This is a genomic window from Enterobacter sp. ECC-175, assembly GCF_043968675.1.
In the GTDB taxonomy this organism is placed as follows: domain Bacteria; phylum Pseudomonadota; class Gammaproteobacteria; order Enterobacterales; family Enterobacteriaceae; genus Enterobacter.
In genome coordinates this window covers 2,008,260-2,024,092 of sequence record NZ_CP143776.1, presented here as the reverse complement: position 1 = coordinate 2,024,092, position 15,833 = coordinate 2,008,260, and the positions used below count along the sequence as shown (strand labels likewise).

General features: G+C 58.8%; 14 protein-coding genes. 4 read left to right on the top strand and 10 right to left on the bottom strand.

The genetic code is table 11. From position 1 onward, the window contains the following. Positions 1 to 147: 147 nt before the first annotated feature. Positions 148 to 1,068, top strand: a complete 921-nt coding sequence (gene ldtB / locus V1599_RS09570) for a L,D-transpeptidase (protein WP_112011384.1) — start codon at positions 148 to 150, stop codon at positions 1,066 to 1,068. Positions 1,069 to 1,110: 42 nt separating this feature from the next. Here ldtB and V1599_RS09565 read toward each other — a convergent pair whose 3' ends face one another. From V1599_RS09565 to mntR, 9 genes are all read right to left on the bottom strand, one after another. After that, positions 1,111 to 1,827, bottom strand: a complete 717-nt coding sequence (locus tag V1599_RS09565; RefSeq protein ID WP_297118977.1) for a GntR family transcriptional regulator — start codon at positions 1,825 to 1,827, stop codon at positions 1,111 to 1,113. A gap of 16 nt (positions 1,828 to 1,843) precedes the next feature. Beyond that, positions 1,844 to 3,166: a PTS sugar transporter subunit IIC gene (locus tag V1599_RS09560; protein WP_395301435.1), complete on the bottom strand. Its 1,323-nt coding sequence runs from the start codon at positions 3,164 to 3,166 to the stop codon at positions 1,844 to 1,846. Positions 3,167 to 3,216: 50 nt separating this feature from the next. Further along, entirely contained in the window at positions 3,217 to 4,593 is a 1,377-nt protein-coding gene (locus V1599_RS09555) for a glycoside hydrolase family 1 protein (RefSeq protein WP_395301434.1), read from the bottom strand. A gap of 158 nt (positions 4,594 to 4,751) precedes the next feature. Continuing rightward, on the bottom strand, positions 4,752 to 5,792 hold the full coding sequence (locus V1599_RS09550) for an aldo/keto reductase (protein WP_297118982.1): 1,041 nt from the start codon (positions 5,790 to 5,792) through the stop codon (positions 4,752 to 4,754). A 104-nt stretch (positions 5,793 to 5,896) separates the two neighbouring features. Next, positions 5,897 to 7,420 carry an efflux transporter outer membrane subunit gene (locus V1599_RS09545; RefSeq protein ID WP_395301433.1) on the bottom strand — a complete coding sequence of 508 codons (1,524 nt, stop codon included), beginning with the start codon at positions 7,418 to 7,420 and terminating at the stop codon, positions 5,897 to 5,899. Next, complete coding sequence (locus V1599_RS09540; protein WP_395301432.1) at positions 7,420 to 8,991, bottom strand: DHA2 family efflux MFS transporter permease subunit; 1,572 nt, start codon at positions 8,989 to 8,991, stop codon at positions 7,420 to 7,422. The genes V1599_RS09545 and V1599_RS09540 overlap by 1 nt, the downstream gene beginning before the upstream one ends. Beyond that, a complete protein-coding gene (locus tag V1599_RS09535) occupies positions 8,988 to 10,082 on the bottom strand; it encodes an HlyD family secretion protein (protein WP_395301431.1) in 1,095 nt (364 codons plus the stop codon). Before V1599_RS09535 ends, V1599_RS09540 begins: the two co-directional genes overlap by 4 nt. 100 nt (positions 10,083 to 10,182) lie before the next feature. Next, entirely contained in the window at positions 10,183 to 11,292 is a 1,110-nt protein-coding gene (locus V1599_RS09530) for an anion transporter (RefSeq protein WP_297118989.1), read from the bottom strand. Then, entirely contained in the window at positions 11,289 to 11,762 is a 474-nt protein-coding gene (gene mntR, locus V1599_RS09525) for a manganese-binding transcriptional regulator MntR (RefSeq protein ID WP_112011393.1), read from the bottom strand. The genes V1599_RS09530 and mntR overlap by 4 nt, the downstream gene beginning before the upstream one ends. Before the next feature lie 181 nt (positions 11,763 to 11,943). On the opposite strand from mntR, the gene mntS reads away from it, so the two are divergent. Then, positions 11,944 to 12,072, top strand: coding sequence for a manganase accumulation protein MntS (gene mntS, locus V1599_RS09520; protein WP_032644847.1), 129 nt, complete (start codon positions 11,944 to 11,946; stop codon positions 12,070 to 12,072). Positions 12,073 to 12,349: 277 nt separating this feature from the next. Beyond that, complete coding sequence (locus tag V1599_RS09515) at positions 12,350 to 13,933, top strand: phosphoethanolamine transferase (RefSeq protein WP_395301430.1); 1,584 nt, start codon at positions 12,350 to 12,352, stop codon at positions 13,931 to 13,933. 139 nt (positions 13,934 to 14,072) lie between these two features. On the opposite strand, the gene ompX is transcribed toward V1599_RS09515, so the two are convergent. Continuing rightward, positions 14,073 to 14,591 (bottom strand): outer membrane protein OmpX, encoded by a 519-nt coding sequence (ompX, locus tag V1599_RS09510; RefSeq protein WP_112011395.1) that lies wholly within the window; start codon positions 14,589 to 14,591, stop codon positions 14,073 to 14,075. Positions 14,592 to 14,945: 354 nt separating this feature from the next. Here ompX and rhtA point away from each other — a divergent pair, with 354 nt between their 5' ends. Further along, positions 14,946 to 15,833, top strand: coding sequence for a threonine/homoserine exporter RhtA (gene rhtA / locus V1599_RS09505; RefSeq protein ID WP_112011396.1), 888 nt, complete (start codon positions 14,946 to 14,948; stop codon positions 15,831 to 15,833).

The window sequence follows — 15,833 nt, the reverse complement described above, 5'->3', positions numbered from 1 at the left end:
ATCCACTAAACTTTAACAAATTCGAAAAAAATGTGATTTCGTACACATCTGAATTCCCTGTGGGCAGGAATGCACATATAATGCGCTCCCATCACAGATTCAGACTTCTCAACTAACCGCCAGAGTGGCAAAGATACCTCGCATAACATGAACATGAAATTAACAACGCTTTTTGCGGCGGCGTTAGCCGTAGTAGGTTTTTGCAAAACCGCTTCTGCGGTAACGTATCCTCTGCCGACAGACGGTAGCCGTCTGGTAGGTGAAAACCAGGTGGTGACGGTGCCGGAAGGCAACACCCAGCCGCTGGAGTATTTTGCCGCGCAGTATCAGCTCGGCCTGTCCAACATGCTGGAAGCAAACCCGGGCGTTGACCCGTACCTGCCAAAAGCGGGGACCGTGCTGAATATCCCTCAGCAGCTGATCCTCCCGGATACAGTTCATGAAGGTATCGTGATCAACAGCGCGGAAATGCGCCTGTACTACTACCCGAAAGGCACCAACACCGTGATCGTGCTGCCAATCGGTATTGGCCAGCTGGGTAAAGACACCCCGCTGAACTGGACCACCAAAGTTGAGCGCAAGAAAGCGGGCCCAACCTGGACGCCAACCGCCAAAATGCACGCGGAATATATCGCTGCGGGCGAGCCGCTGCCAGCGGTAGTGCCTGCCGGCCCGGATAACCCGATGGGCCTGTACGCGCTGTATATTGGCCGTCTGTACGCTATCCACGGCACCAACGCCAACTTCGGCATCGGCCTGCGCGTCAGCCACGGCTGCGTGCGTCTGCGTAACGAAGACATCAAGTTCCTGTTCGACAACGTGCCGGTCGGTACGCGCGTGCAGTTCATCAACGAACCGGTGAAAGCGACCTCTGAACCCGACGGTAGCCGCTACATTGAAGTGCACAACCCGCTGTCCACCAGCGAAGACCAGATCAACAACAACGAAATCGTGCCAATCACCCTGAACAGCGCGGTGCAGGCCGTGACCTCTCAGGCTGACGTCGAGACGACAATCGTTGACCAGGCCGTTCAGAACCGCTCCGGTATGCCGGTGCGTTTGAACTAACAGAGAAACATGAAAAAAGCGGGCCTCGGTGCCCGCTTTTTTTTATCCGTTATTGACGATCACAATCCCGCCGTGGTCGTAACGATAGTGGCAGTGCGCGTACTCCAGCGGCGTACCGTCCTCAAGATAGATCACCTGCTCCACCTCCAGCACCGGATCGGTCTGCTCGCAGACCAAATGCTGCATGTCCAGTTCGTTGGGCTTTAGCGCCCGCACCACCCGATACGAGCCCATTATTTTCAGCCCCAGCGTCTCCTGCACGTACTGGAACACCGAGCTTTCAAGGTGGCTCTTGTTCAGCCCCGGCACCAGGTTCAGCGGCATCACGGTGGAGTCCAGCGACATCGGCTCGCCGTTCAGAAGGCGCAGGCGGATAAAATCATAGATCGGCGCATCGGCGTTAATCATCAGCGAGGCCTGCTCCTTCTCGTTGGGGAAGCGGAGTTCGAAGTGGACCACCTGGCTGGTGACCGTGCCCAGATGCGCCCAGGTTTTGGTGGCGCCAAAGTAGTCGCTGCCGGAGAGATCCCACTGCGAAAGCTGGAGGAAATTTTTGCGGATAAAGGTCCCCTGCCCCTGGCGGGTATAGACCAGCCCTTCAACGATCAGCTGGCGCATCGCCTGCTGGATGGTCATCCGGCTGGTGCTGAACTCCGCCGCCAGCGCAAACTGGTCCGGTAGCGGTTCATTGGCGGCATACTGCTGGCTAATAATGCGTTTCTTGATTTCCCGCGCTATGGTGATGTACTTCGCCGCCATCGCCCTTTCCTTATGGTTAGTTCGCTATCTCACTGTTTTTCAATGCCACTCGCTCGGCAATCTTGAGGAAAGGCAGGTAGAAGAATACACCAAATACGATGATTGCCAACTGCACCACTACCGCGCGCCAGTCTCCGGCCGTTGCCAGCCAGGCGCTGAGGACGGGCGGCGTGGTCCATGGGATCATCACCACGCAGCGCGACATCAGCCCGAGCGTGGTACACAGCCAGGCAAACCAGATGCCGATGGCGGGCAGCAGCACGAACGGGATCATCAGCGGCAGGTTGAACACGATCGGCAGGCCGAAAATCACCGGCTCGTTGATGTTAAACAGCCCGGGTGCCAGCGACAGACGCGCCACCTGCTTCGCCGACTGCTGGCGCGAGAAGACGAAGATGGCGATCAGCAGCGAAATGGTGCTGCCCGTCCCGCCCACCATGCCGAAGGTCGGCACAAAGATGTTGTTAATGATATGCGGGATCGGCTGGCCGTTGGCGAACGCCAGCATATTCTCGTTGGTATTAATCAGCAGGAACGGTTCCAGAATCACGCTGTTCACCACCGACTGGTGAATACCCAGCGTGAACAGGAAATTGCCGAAGCTGTAGATAAAAATGGTGCCCGGCAGGCTGGTGTTGATCAGCCGCAGCGGCTGCTGAATAAACGTGGTGATCAGGTGGATCAGATCCGTATGCAGCACGTTGGCCAGCACCGCCGCCAGCACGGCGAACAGCGAGAGCGTGATGATTGTCGGGATCAGCGCGGTGAATGATTTGCTCACCGCCGGAGGCACGTTTTCCCCCAGCGAAATGTGCAGCGCCTTCAGCCGCGAGATGGCGATAAAGATCTCCGTCGACAGCAGGCCAATCAGCACGCCGGCGAAAATCCCCGTGCTGCCGATATTGCCAAACGACAGCACCTGCCCCACGCTTACCGCGCTCTGGCTGCCGACGGGCGTCAGCTGAAGCTGCATCGGCATCATGATGATAAAGCTGCTGACGGCGATAACCACTGCCGAGACCGGATTGTCGAAATCTTTGTTGCGCGCCAGCGACCAGGCAATCATCGGCGCCAGCAGCAGCGCGGCGATGTTCAGCGTGCCGTTGATAATCGCCTCGCCCCACACCTTAAACTGCGCGAGCGCGTCGCCGTGCAGAACCCAGGGAAACACCACGTTATTTACCAGCACCGCGAGCCCGGCGAGGATAAAAATCGGCATGACCGTGGCGAAGGCGTCGCGCAGGGAGCGAAGGTGTACCTGGTTTGCCAGGCGCGCGGAAAACTCAACAAATCTGTCGATAAAGGACTGCATGTTCGGTGTAATTTTTGCTTCAGACATAGCGGATATTCCCATCAATCAGTCACAAAAACGGCCCGGCAGCGTACGGCTTACATCTCGCGTCCGTTGGTATGGATAACCTGCTTCAGCCACGCGTAGCTTTTCTTCGGCACGCGCTTCAGGTCTTTCAGGTCGTGGTTTTCGCGGTTCACATAGACCACGCCGTAGCGCTTGCGCATGTCCCCCTGCGAGCTAAGGATGTCAATCAGGCCCCAGCCGAGGTAGCCCATCACCTCTGCGCCGTCTTCGAAGATCGCTGCCTTCATGGCCTCAATGTGCGCGCGGTGATAGTCGACGCGGTAATCGTCTTCAATCGGATTGACGCCGTCCCAGGACTCAATCACGCCGATGCCGTTTTCAATCGGGAACACCGGCATACGCCAGTCGTTGGCATAGCGGGTGATGATGGTGCGAAAGCCCAGCGGGTCGATCTGCCAGTTCCACTCGGTGGCCTGAAGGTACGGGTTATTTTTCTCGCCGTGCTGGAGGTAGTAGTTGACCGGCGTGCCTTCCGGGATGGCGTCGCTGTCCAGCGTTTTGCTGGCGTAGTAGCTAAAGGCCATGTAGTCGTTTTTGGTGCGCGCGAACAGCGCCAGATCCTCGGCGCGGTAGATATCGCCAAAGCCTTCCTGCTCCACAACGGCCATCACCGCCGGGCTGTAGCCCTGACCGGCAAAGACGCGCAGCAGGTTCTGGTTGAGGAATTCGTCGTACTGCTGGGCGCAGAAGATGTCGCGCGGCCTGCAGGTGGCCGGGTAGATCAGCTGGTGCGCCAGCATGCCGCCCATCAGCTGGCCCGGACTGGTCTGATGGAGATACTCGGTCAGCGCCATGTGCGCCACCATCGTGTGGTGCTGTAATTCATACAGCTCGCGCAGGGTTTCCTCCCCTTTCATATAGCCGGAAATGCGAAACGCTATCGGCATGTGGAAAATGTTCTGCTCGTTGAAGGTCAGCCAGTACTTCACCCGGTCGCCGAAGCAGTCGATCATCTTTTTGCCGTAGCGGATGAAGGCCTCCATCACCCGGCGATCGTTAAAGCCGTTGTACTCCTGCGCCAGCGCCAGCGGCATATCAAAGTGGTAGAGGCAGATCATCGGCTCAATGCCGCGGGCGATCAGATCGTCGATAAAGCGGTCGTAAAAGGCGATACCTTCGTCGTTAAACGCGCCGTCGCCCTGCGGGCAGACGCGGCTCCAGGAGATCTGGAAGCGGTAGCAGTTCATGCCGAGATCCTGCATCAGGTCGAAGTCTTCCCGATAGCGGTGGTAGGAGTCGGTGGCGACCTTCCAGTCGGAGACGTTTTCCCCGGCCTCGCGAATGTCGTATACGGACATCCCCTTCCCGCCCTCGTTCCACGCCCCTTCCGTCTGCATGCTGGAAACGGAGTTGCCCCATAAAAAGTTGGCTGGCAGTGATTGATTCATGTTCTACCCTCATATGACTAGTCATTTAAATTTCATGACTAGTCATATAGCTAAAGATGAAAAATCAATCAAAGACCGGGATCGTTTTTTGTGAGGAGGATTGAATAATCAGGGGGAAATTCGCCCCGGTAAGCGCAAGCGCCACCGGGGGAGGGAGGTTACTGCTGCGCTAACTGGTTGCGACGGTATTCGCCCTGACGCTCCAGCATCCAGCCGGGATATTCGCGCGGCAGCGCGCTGACGGCATCGAGCTGCTTCAGTTCGTCTTCGCTGAGCTGAATGCCCGTGGCGGCAAGGTTGTCGTCCAGCTGGTCGACGCGTTTGGCCCCGATGATGACGCTGGTGACCGCCTTCTGGTGCAGCAGCCAGGCCAGCGCGATTTGCGCGACGGAAACGCCCTTGCTTTCGGCGATAGATCGCATCACGTCCACGCAGTCGAAGGCGCGATCTTTATTGACCGGCGGGAAGTCAAACTCCAGGCGACGGCTGCCCGCTTCGCTCGTTCCGTCGCGGCCATATTTCCCGCTCAGCAGCCCGCCCGCCAGCGGGCTCCAGACCATCAGCCCCACGCCCTCGCTCTGCATCATCGGCACCAGCTCGCGCTCCAGATCGCGCCCGGCGATGGTGTAGTAAGCCTGAAGCGACGCAAACCGCGACAGCCCGAGACGCTCGGAAATCCCCAGCGCTTTGGCAATCTGCCACGCCGCCCAGTTAGAGACGCCGACGTAGCGCACGTGGCCGTGCTGCACCAGGTTATCCAGCGCGTAAAGCGTCTCTTCGACTGGCGTTGCCGGGTCGAAGCCGTGCAGCTGATAGAGATCGATGTGATCGAGCTGCAGGCGGCGCAGGCTCTCTTTGGCGCTGTTGATGATGTGATAGCGCGAGCTGCCGCGCGAGTTCACTCCCGCCGTGCCCGTCTCGCCGAAAGCCTTGGTGGCGACCACCACGTTTTCACGCGGGACCTTCAGGTTTTTCAGCGCCTGGCCGAGGATCTCCTCTGAGCGCCCTTCCGAGTAGACGTCGGCGGTGTCGATAAAGTTGATCCCCGCGTCCAGGGCGCGGCCCACCAGCCGTTCGGCATCGCTTTGCTGCAGCTGGCCAATCTTGCCCCACATGCCGCCTTCACCGCCGAAGGTCATGGTGCCGAGGCAAAGTTCAGAAACAAACAGGCCGGTGTTGCCCAGTTTTTGATATCGCATAAGACATTCCTCGCATTTCGTTTGGGTGCCTGATAGTTATACCCGCCGCTCAGCCATCGCGAATGTGGCGTTCCTGTCCGTTTCTTGCCCAATTCTCTGAATCGTTACGCGCGCGGCGCGTCGCCGAAGACCTTGTAATCCGGCAATTGCACCTGCTGATACGGCTCCCAGCCGCCGCCGAGCGCCTTGTAGAGCGCCACCAGGTCGAGCGAACTCTGCACCTGCGCCTGGGCGCGCTGCTGCTGGGCCTGCGCCAGCTGGCGCTGGGCGTCGAGCACGTCGATAAAGCTGGCAATCCCCTGCCGGTAGCTGTCGCTCGCTAAATCAAACGCGTTTTGCAGCGCGTCGATGGTTTTTGCCAGCCCCGCCTCGCGCTGCTGGTCGGTGCGGTAGCTGACGAGCGCGTTCTCCACGTCCCCGAGCGCGGTCAGCACCGTCTGGCGATAGTCCAGCACCGCCGCCCCCTGCTGCGCCCGCGCGACCTTCACGCTGGAGACCAGCCGTCCCCCCTGGAAAATGGGGATCGAAACCTGCGGCCCGAAGCTGTAGAAGTGGCTGCTCCAGTCGGTTAGCCAGTTGGTTTCGCTGTTGCGCAGGCCAAACTGCCCGGAAAGGGTGAAGCTGGGGAAAAGCTGCGCCACCGACACGCCGATCTGCGCCGTGGCGGCGTGGAGATTTGCCTCCGCCTCGCGCACGTCCGGGCGACGACGCGCCAGCGTAGACGGAATGCCCGTCTGCACGATATCCGGCAGCGCGGGCATCGGCTGGGCCGAGCGTAGCTCCGCGTCCAGCGCGCCCGGCGGCTTGCCGAGCAGGATCGCCAGGCCGTTCATCGCCTGCCGCTCCTGCGCCTGGTACTGCGGCAGCTGCGCCTCAAGATTGCCGAGCTGGGCCCGGGCGTTTTCCACGTCCATCTGCGGCGACAGCCCGCCGCGCTGGCGGCTTTCGGTGAGGTCCAGCGTCTGCTGCGCGCTCTCAATCTGGGTGTTGAGCGTGGCGATGATGCTTTGCGCGCCGCGCAGCTGTAGCCAGGCGCGCGCCACCTCCGCTTCCAGCGATACCAGCGCGTCGTTACGCTGCTCAATCGCCGCTTTCTGCTGCGCCTCGGCGGCCTCAACCTGGCGGCGCACCTTGCCCCACAGGTCAATCTCCCACTGGGCGTCAAAGCTGCCCTGGTAGAGGTTAATCGGCTGCGTCAGCGGCCCCAGCGCGCCTTTCAGGTTGGGATCGATGCCATCCACCTGGTCATATACGCCGTGGGACTTCAGCTCACCTTCCAGCCCGAGCTGCTGTCGCGTGGCCTGCAGACTGCCGTTTACCGACGGGTAAAACGCGCCCCCGGCCTGGTTAATCTGCTCGCGCGCCCCGGCGATGCGCAGCACCGTTTGCTGCAGGGATAAGTTCCCGGCAATGGCGCGCTCAATCAGGCCGTCGAGCTGCGGCGAGCCGAAGGTTTGCCACCAGCGCGGGTTGGTGGCCGCGGTCGACGTTTTTGACTTCACGCCGCTATCCTCCGGGTCGTTCCAGCGGGCGGGCGCCTGCGGCGCGGGCGGCTGGTAGTCCGGCCCGACGGCGCAGCCCACCAGCAGCATCATTATCATCAGAGGGTGTAAACGTCTGTGTATCATCAGTGTGCTCCTGCACTCCCCTCGCTCTTAACCGGCGAGAGCAACAAACAAAACGGAATCAGCAGCAAGGCCACGGTGCTCAGGAGGGTGAAGACGTCGATGTAGGCCAGAAAGCGCGACTGTTCGATCATGGTCTGGTACATGCGCCCGGTGGCGATGCCCGTCGGGTCACCAACCTGGGTGGTGAAGTTCTGAATGGCCTGGGCGCTTTCACGGATCGCCAGCTGGAACTGCTCGCTAAACGGCGACGCGTGGTACGCCAGATGCGCGCTGTGCGCCTGAGAGCGCTCGGTGATCGCCGCCGTAGAAAGCGAGATGCCAATCGACCCCGCCACGTTGCGGAACATGGTGAACAGCGCCGCGGCGTCGGCGTTGAGCCGCCTCGGAATCGAGATAAAGGCGATGGTGGTGAGCGGCACAAACAGGAACCCGAGCCCGATCGACTGGGCGCTGCGGAACAGGACCAGCGTCTCGAAGTCGATATCCGGCGTCAGCGTGCGCGACCAGAAGAACGACGCCGCCAGGCAGGTAAAGCCAAAGGCGATGATCCAGCGCGTCTGCACGATGGGCATCAGCTTCAGCACCAGCGGGATGGTCAGCACGATCAGCACCGCGCCGGGCGACAGCACTAGCCCGGACCACGTGGCCGTGTAGCCCAAATCCTGCTGCGCCAGCTGCGGGATCACCACCGAGCTGCCGTACAGGATCATCGCCATTCCCGCCATCAGCAGGCTGGAGACCGCAAAGTTTCTGTCCTTCATGCAGTGCAGATCCACCACCGGCTTTTTGGCGTAGAGAAGCCAGTAGATCGCGCCGATGATGCCGATCAGCGTTAATACCGCGAAGGTACGGGTAAAGTTAGAGTTAAACCAGTCCTCATCCTCCCCGCGATCGAGCATCACCTGCAGGCAGCCCAGCCCGAGGGCGATCAGGCCGATCCCCGTCCAGTCGACGGAGAGCTTCTCTTTCGATTTGCTCTCCCAGGGCGGGTCTTCCAGCAGCTGGTAGATCGCCAGCACCGTGACGATCCCCACCGGAATATTGATGAAGAAGACCCAGCGCCAGGAGTAGTTATCGGTGATCCAGCCGCCCAGCGTTGGCCCGAGCACCGGCGCAACGATGATGGCAATCGACGAGAGGCCAAAGGCCTTGCCCCTGTCCTCCGGCTTGAAGTAGTCGAGCAGCACCGACTGCTGCGTCGGCTGCAGGCCACCGCCGAAGAAGCCCTGCATCACGCGGAACAGGATGATTTGCCACAGCTCGGTGGCAATGCCGCAGAGGAACGAGCAGATGGTGAACATCACGATGCAGATCAGGAAGAACTGCTTGCGGCCAAACAGCCGGCTCAGAAAGGCAGAGATCGGCAGCACGATGCCGTTTGCCACAAGGTAGCTGGTTAACACCCAGGTGGATTCGTCGTAGCTGGCCGACAGCGAGCCCGCCACGTGCGGCAGCGCCACGTTAACGATGGTGGTGTCGAGTATTTCCATAAACACCGCCAGCGTGACCACAATCGCCACCGCCCACGGGTTGCTGGCGGGCTTCCAGTTATCGTGGCTATGGTCCGTCATTCCACCGTCACCTTCGGCTCAACCGACAGCCCCAGCGGCAGCGGCCTGTTCGGGTCCAGCCCTTTATCAATGACGATTTTGACCGGCACGCGCTGAACGATTTTGACGAAGTTGCCGGTCGCGTTTTCCGACGGGAACGCGGAGAAGCGCGAGCCGCTGCCCTGCTGGATGCTGTCAACGTGGCCCTCAAGCGCCATATCCGGCCAGGCATCCACCGACACGCTGACCTTGTCGCCCGGCTTCATGCGCTCGAGCTGCGATTCCTTAAAGTTGGCCACCACCCACACGTTCGGGGAGACCAGTGAAAACAGCGCCGTTCCCGCCTGCACCAGCGTGCCCGGCTGAACGTTGCGTTTGGTTACATAGCCGTCGAACGGGGCGCGAACCTCGGTATACGAGAGGTTGAGATTCGCCGTTTCCAGCTGGGCTTTCGCCTGCTCTACCTGCTGTTCGCGGGCCTCGACGTTGGTTTCCTGCTGGCGAATTTGCAGCTGAACCTGCTCCGCCACTTCCAGCTGCGCCTGCGCGCTGGCAAGGCCCGCCTGCGCGCTGCGCAGCTGGGCGTTGGCAGAATCGATGCTTTGCTGGGTGGTCGCGCGCGGATCAACGCCGCGCTGGCGGCGGTACTCCGCCTGCGCGTTGGCCATGTCGGCCTGGGCCTTCAGCACCTGGGCCCTGGCTTCGTCGCGCTGGGCGGGATATTGCACCTTCGAGAGCGCCAGCTGGGCCTGCGCCTGGTGGAGCTGGGCAATCGCCAGCCCAAGCTGGGCCTGCGCCTGGTCGCGCTGCGCGGTGGTGTCGCGCGGGTCGATCGTCACCAGCACGTCGCCCTTTTTCACGCGCTGGTTATCCTTTACCCGCAGCTCGGTGACGTAGCCCGCCGTTTTGGGGGCAATGGTCACCACGTCGCCGTCGGTAAAGGCATCGTCGGTGGTCTCTTCGTTACGGGTTAAAAACCACCAGACCAGCGCCACGATAACCATCACCACAACCACGATGCCGAGGATAATTAACGGTTTTTTGCCGGGGCGCTTGCGCTCATTATTGTTTTTTTCCTGCTCGTCAGCAGGCGGATTCTGTTCTTCAGCCATGGTCAGCAACGGTCCTGTCAGTGAGCGGCATCACACTATGCCGTTCACTAAAGCTAGGACGCTGCTATACATTTGCCAGGAAAAACTGACAAATAACGCACTATATGAGAAGGAATAGTCCGAATCCGATCGCCGCCGCCCAGAGAAGCATCGGAATCGACCACAGGTGGAAGCGCCACCAGATGCGGCGATCGTTGGCCATGCGCAGGGCAATCAGGTTTGCCAGCGAGCCGGGGAGCAGGCCAAAGCCGCCGATATTGACCGCCCAGGCCAGCAGCGCGGTGGGGGGAACATAGTTGAGCAGCAGAATGGTCGACGGCACGTTGCTGATAAACTGCGACAGGCCAATCGCCGTGAGCCACAGGCCAGGTTCGGACAGGCTCGCAACACCATGCAGAACGCTTTGCAGCACCGGCAGCTGAATCAGCAGGTGCACGTCGATGAACATCGCCATAAATACCAGCAGCAGCGTCCAGTCCACGCTCACCAGCACGCGCCGCGCCAGGGCTAAAAACCCGGCGGCGACCAGCAGCGCGCCCACCAGCTCAAGCTTCATTTCCAGCGCGATGAGGAAAACGATATAAAGGCCAAGGCAGCTCCAGACCAGCCGCGGCTGCCACTGCGGTCCCGCCGTGCCGCTATGGTACTGAAGCTTCTTATCCGGGAACGCAAACCAGCAGACCGCCAGCAGCGACGCCATCATCACCAGCGCCAGCGGCGCCATCTGCCAGGTAAACGCGGCAAAAGACAGCCCGGAGCGCCCCCACAGCAGGATGTTTTGCGGATTGCCGATGGGCGTAAGCAGCGACCCGGCGTTCACCGCCAGGGCTTCGAAGATAATCAGCCGCGTAACCGGAATTTCACACAGCTTACGCAGCGTGAGCGTGAGCGGCACCACGATAAACAGCGCCACGTCGTTCGTCAGGAACGTGGAGAGCAGCGCTGCCGAAAAGACCATAAACAGCGCCAGCCTGCGCTCGGTCGCGAAGCGGCGAACCATTTTGCGCCCGAGCACGTCAAAATAGCCGCTGAGCTCCACGCCCTTGGTCAGCATCATCAGGCCGCTCAGGGTAATGATGGTGCGCCAGTCAATGGCCGCGGGCCAGGCGCGCGGCGCAAAGGGGACGAACAGGCTTAAGCCTGCGCCAATAATTACTAAAAGATGGAAGAAACGATCGCGCGCCAGCGCACGCAGTCCGGGAATGTTCATTCGGCGGAGGAACCGTATTTGAGCGTGAACTCGCGGAACTTCACCAGCGTCTCTTCGCTGACGTGATGTTCCATCCCTTCCGCATCCCGGCGGGCAATCTCCGGGCTGACGCCCAGCACCAGCAAAAAGTTTTCGACGATCTGGTGGCGCTCGCGGCTCTCCTGCGCCAGCTTTTCACCTTCCGGCGTCAGGAAAACGCCGCGCCAGGGGATCATTTCGATCAGCCCCACGGATGCCAGCCGCTTTAACATCTTGGCAACCGTTGGCTGCGAGACGCCCAGCCGGGCGGCCATATCGACCTGACGCGCCTCGCCCACTTCGCGAATTAAATCAGAAATCAGCTCTACGTAGTCATCAATCAGCTCGCGGCGGTGCGCCTCGCGTACCTGGCGGAACCCTTCTACATGCTCTTCAACATTCACCAGTTGCGTCGTTTTTTTTGTTGTTGGCTTACCTGCGCGACGGTTCATTGTGCTTCCTCAATGGGGATGACGCTTCCAGCGCCTTTACGGAGCGCACATTGTAAACCATAGCTCCACAAGCACAAAAAATTAACGAAATAGCCATAGCTATACAATATAGCCTGTGCTATATCTGTATGTAATGCAGTCACCCTTCACGGATCGAAGGGATCGGAAATCAGGAGGTCATATGAATGAATTTAAGAGGTGTATGAACGTGTTTACCCACTCTCCCTTTAAGGTACGGTTGATGCTGTTGAACATGCTGTGCGATATGTTTAACAACAAACCGCACCAGGACGATAAACCTTCCCACTGAGCGGCGTCGCGGTACGCCGCTTCACTTTTTTGTCACAATCCCCCGTATACTGGGCTCTGCCCGCCTAATACCCGATCTTTTTTACGGATTTGCAGCCCCTCTCGCAAAACATCCGTTTAACAACGGTTGACCTTATTTCGCGCTCGCACTATCTTCTTGCAGCCCTGCACAATTTGCGGCTCGCTGAAGCGGACCCTATTCCCTCTCCACGCACTGTCAGGCAGGCTTTGACCCTTGGCGCCAGGGTGAGCACATGGCGTTTTCATGATAGTGACCTATGAATTTAACCCTTAAAGAAACGCTTGTTACCCGCAGCCGGGCCTTAAGCCCGTGGACGGGATTTTATTTTCTGCAATCGCTGCTGATTAACTTTGCCCTTGGCTACCCGTTCAGCCTGCTCTATGCCGTCGCGTTTACCTGCATCCTCCATGTGCTGTGGCGAACCGCGCCGCGCGCGCAGAAAATTCTGCTGGGGATCTGCTCGCTGATTGCGGCGCTCTATTTCCCGTTTGGCCAGGCCTACGGCTCGCCGAACTTTAATACCCTCCTGGCGCTGCACTCCACCAACATGGAAGAGTCCACGGAGATCCTGACGATCTTCCCGTGGTACAGCTACGTGGTCGGCCTGTTCATCTTCGCCCTCGGCGTGATTGCGGTTCGCCGCAGGCCGGAGGAGAAAAAAGCGTGGGGCAAAATGGAAAGCCTGTGCCTGGCATTTAGCGTGGGCACCTTCTTCGTTGCGCCGGTGCAAAACCTGGCATGGGGCGGCGTGTTCAAGCTCAAGGACACGGGCTATCCGGTGTTTCGCTTCGTGAAAGACGTGGTGGTTAACAACGCGGAAGTGCTCGACGAGCAGGCGCGGATGGCCGAGCTGTCAAATATGAAAGATACCTGGAACGTGCTGGCGGTGAAGCCGAAGTACCACACCTACGTGGTGGTGATCGGTGAAAGCGCGCGTCGCGATGCGCTGGGGGCGTTTGGCGGCCACTGGGATAACACCCCGTTCGCCAGCTCGGTAAACGGCACGCTGTTTACCGACTACGTCGCGGCCAGCGGCTCTACGCAGAAGTCGCTGGGCCTGACGCTTAACCGCGTGGTGGACGGCAAACCGCAGTACCAGGACAACTTTGTTACCCTGGCCAACCGCGCGGGATTCCAGACCTGGTGGTTCTCTAACCAGGGGCAGATCGGCGAATACGATACGGCAATCGCCAGCATTGCGAAGCGGGCGGACGAAGTTCAGTTTTTGAAAAGCGGCGATTTCGAGGCGGATAAAAATACCAAAGACGAGGCCCTGCTGAAGATGACCGCGCAGGTCTTCGCGACTCAGCGCACCCAGCCGCAGCTGATTGTCCTGCATCTGATGGGTTCGCACCCGCAGGCGTGCGACCGTACCCAGGGGAAATACGCCGAGTTTGTGCAGTCTAAAGAGACGTCGTGCTACCTGTACACCATGACGCAAACCGACGACCTGCTCGCGAAACTCTACGCGCAGCTGCGCAATACGGGCGACACCTTCTCGATGGTCTATTTCTCTGACCACGGGCTGGCCTTCAAGGAGCGCGGTAAAGCCGTGCAGTACCTGGCGCACGACGACAAATTCCAGCAGAACTTCCAGGTGCCGTTTATGGTGCTGTCCAGCGACGATAAGACGCATCGCATCATTAAAGCGCGCCGTTCGGCGAATGATTTTCTGGCCTTCTTCTCGCAGTGGACCGGGATTTCAGCGAAGGAGATAAAAAATGCGTATCCGTTTATCTCCAACAAGAAAGCTCCCCCAGTGTACGTTACCAACTTTAAGTTACAGAAAGTTGACTACAACCACTTAGGGACGGATATCTTCGATAGTAAAAGTCAGTAGTCGGCCTGATGCCCCTCACCCGCGGGAGAGGGAGCAAACACTAAAAAACGGCAACCATTGGGTTGCCGTTTTGCTTTTATCTTCGATAAAAAAAATCCGCCACATTGGGCGGATTTTTTATACTGGCTCACCGAAGTGATTAGAAGCGGTAACCTACGCCCGCGATCCAGGTGCCAACGTCAACGTTGCGGATACGGCTCTGCTCATAGGAGAAGTCCAGAGCAACGTTTTCGTACGGGTTGAACTGCAGGCCCGCACCGTAGGAGAAGCCGTAGTCGCTGTTGCTAGCAGTACGGTTTGCAGATTCGTTTTCGGTCTGCTGGAATTTACCGTAGCCAACACCTACAACACCGTAGATGCTTGCCCAGTCGTTCAGGCGGTAAGCAGGACCAGCGGTGATACCGTAGTACTGACCTTTGTTATAAGCGCCATCTTCAGAACGATCTTTTTCGGTGTAGGTGAAAGAGCCGATAACGCCCAGTGGGTTGTTATCCTGCTCGTAGCGGTACTTCAGGTTGAAACCGCTAGCTTTGTTCATCACGCCCTGCATATCGCTCTGAGCGTAACCACCAGTTACAGTAGAAGTAGCAGCTACAGCGGTACCTGCGGAAACAGCCAGAACAGCGGCCAGTGCTGAAAGACATGCAATTTTTTTCATAACCACCTCAAATGTGATACTAGTAAGTCCGTAAGTTTTAAATATATCAAAAAATCTTGTGAAACTCTTTCAGATTCGTGATGTCTAACGGATGCTTTCCTGTAACAGAACGTTTCCATCGTTAGCTATCTTATTAAATTAAAATAGAATTATCACGATAAAACGCCAATAGTGCGCGTCCGTGCTGAAACATTCATCCAGATTATTCCTAATCTATCAGGCGAAAAATCCAGCAATCCGCCACTATTTTATAGAGTTAAGCAGGATTTTTTTCAACATTCCCTCAACCGCAGAAGCATAATTCCATTACACTGCGACTTTTACCTCATTTGACAAAAATTGACAGGAGAAAGGATGCCTGGGCTCTCCCGCACGTCATCGGTCTGGTTGCCGGTTGCCGTAATACTGATCGCGATGCTTTCTATCCAGAGTGGCGCATCGCTGGCAAAATCCCTCTTTCCTCTGATCGGCGCGCCGGGCGTGACGGCGCTGCGCATCGCCCTGGGAACCCTGATCCTGGTGGTCATCTTTAAGCCGTGGCGCCTGCGCTTCAAAAAAGAGCAGCGTTTGCCCCTCCTTTTTTACGGGCTGTCGCTGGGCGCGATGAACTACATGTTCTATCTCTCTATTCAGACCATCCCGCTCGGGATTGCCGTTGCGCTGGAATTTACCGGCCCGCTGGCGGTGGCGCTTTTCTCTTCCCGCCGCCCGGTAGACTTTATCTGGGTAGTGCTTGCCGTGCTGGGGCTTTGGTTCCTGCTGCCCCTGGGTCAGAATGTTTCCCATATCGATCTCACGGGCGCCGCGCTGGCGCTTGGAGCCGGGGCCTGCTGGGCTCTCTATATTCTTACCGGACAGCGCGCGGGTGAAGAGCACGGCCCGGCAACGGTGGCGCTGGGGTCCTTAATCGCGGCAATCGTCTTTGTGCCAATCGGTATGGCACAGGCTACGGAGTCCATCTGGCAGTGGTCCATTCTCCCGGTGGGGCTGGCCGTTGCCGTGCTTTCAACCGCGCTCCCCTACTCTTTAGAGATGATAGCCCTGACGCGCCTGCCTACGCGTATTTTTGGCACCCTGATGAGCATGGAGCCCGCGCTGGCCGCCGTCTCCGGCATGGTATTCCTCGGCGAAACCCTGACGCTGACGCAGACGCTGGCGCTGTGCTCAATCATCGCCGCGTCGATGGGGTCCACGCTGACCATGCGCCCGGAGCCTAAAGTCCAGAAAGTAGATATCAGCTAA

What these genes read in the sequence shown, in the direction of transcription:
- V1599_RS09540 (WP_395301432.1), bottom strand. Translation starts at nt 8,991, where the DNA reads ATGACGGACCATAGCCACGATAACTGGAAGCCCGCCAGCAACCCGTGG.
- V1599_RS09535 (WP_395301431.1), bottom strand. Translation starts at nt 10,082, where the DNA reads ATGGCTGAAGAACAGAATCCGCCTGCTGACGAGCAGGAAAAAAACAAT.
- rhtA (WP_112011396.1), top strand. Translation starts at nt 14,946, where the DNA reads ATGCCTGGGCTCTCCCGCACGTCATCGGTCTGGTTGCCGGTTGCCGTA.
- V1599_RS09560 (WP_395301435.1), bottom strand. Translation starts at nt 3,166, where the DNA reads ATGTCTGAAGCAAAAATTACACCGAACATGCAGTCCTTTATCGACAGA.
- V1599_RS09550 (WP_297118982.1), bottom strand. Translation starts at nt 5,792, where the DNA reads ATGCGATATCAAAAACTGGGCAACACCGGCCTGTTTGTTTCTGAACTT.
- V1599_RS09530 (WP_297118989.1), bottom strand. Translation starts at nt 11,292, where the DNA reads ATGAACATTCCCGGACTGCGTGCGCTGGCGCGCGATCGTTTCTTCCAT.
- mntS (WP_032644847.1), top strand. Translation starts at nt 11,944, where the DNA reads ATGAATGAATTTAAGAGGTGTATGAACGTGTTTACCCACTCTCCCTTT.
- V1599_RS09555 (WP_395301434.1), bottom strand. Translation starts at nt 4,593, where the DNA reads ATGAATCAATCACTGCCAGCCAACTTTTTATGGGGCAACTCCGTTTCC.
- V1599_RS09515 (WP_395301430.1), top strand. Translation starts at nt 12,350, where the DNA reads ATGAATTTAACCCTTAAAGAAACGCTTGTTACCCGCAGCCGGGCCTTA.
- ompX (WP_112011395.1), bottom strand. Translation starts at nt 14,591, where the DNA reads ATGAAAAAAATTGCATGTCTTTCAGCACTGGCCGCTGTTCTGGCTGTT.
- mntR (WP_112011393.1), bottom strand. Translation starts at nt 11,762, where the DNA reads ATGAACCGTCGCGCAGGTAAGCCAACAACAAAAAAAACGACGCAACTG.
- V1599_RS09565 (WP_297118977.1), bottom strand. Translation starts at nt 1,827, where the DNA reads ATGGCGGCGAAGTACATCACCATAGCGCGGGAAATCAAGAAACGCATT.
- ldtB (WP_112011384.1), top strand. Translation starts at nt 148, where the DNA reads ATGAACATGAAATTAACAACGCTTTTTGCGGCGGCGTTAGCCGTAGTA.
- V1599_RS09545 (WP_395301433.1), bottom strand. Translation starts at nt 7,420, where the DNA reads ATGATACACAGACGTTTACACCCTCTGATGATAATGATGCTGCTGGTG.